Here is a 579-nt window from a genome sequence, read left to right as displayed (position 1 = left end):
AGGCTTTCTCTCATTTTTATAGTCATATCCGTTTTTTGCTTGATCAAATATAACACAGGTCTCTTAGAGGCACTATTACTTTTATCTCAAATAATGGTACTATTTTTCGGAATCGGTTGACATACCAATTAAGGTAAATTAAGGCAGGGAAATAGAAGAATGTTGTTCCTATTCCTGTACTATGGTTTTTACAAGTACAGCGGATTATTGGGAATGATATTGGTTTAAAAAAATCCTTTGATTCTGTGGGCCTTAAAAAGCAACACAATTTGGAAAATGGTAATTTCATTCTATTACCCATAGGGTATTTTTACTCAAGTCCTTTTTTGTCTGGGTTCCAAAAAGGTTTGATTTTAATTTGTTTGGATTCCCATTTCAATTCCTTTCTAAAATACTTGTTTAACTGCACACATACCCGGCTATCCCCTGCGATATAAACCATTTTTTACCTGACATCTTAGAAACGCTTTCTTTTACCAATGCCATAATCTCTTCTTTGGGATTTAGAGCCAATTCATGAAAATCAAATGGTTTTGTACCGGCTAAATCCGGGAACAATTCATTTTGTCTTGGCTGTAA

The 579-nt window shown here is 34.0% G+C and carries 1 protein-coding gene; it reads right to left on the bottom strand.

The window, feature by feature from the left end:
- Positions 1-399 precede the first annotated feature (399 nt).
- On the bottom strand, positions 400-579 hold a 180-nt coding region (locus tag ADIWIN_RS19880; RefSeq protein WP_040756298.1), incomplete at its 5' end, for a hypothetical protein.

The sequence above is a fragment of the Winogradskyella psychrotolerans RS-3 genome (assembly GCF_000427335.1).
Classification (GTDB): Bacteria; Bacteroidota; Bacteroidia; order Flavobacteriales; family Flavobacteriaceae; genus Winogradskyella; species Winogradskyella psychrotolerans.
This window is presented reverse-complemented; position numbering and strand designations above follow the sequence as displayed.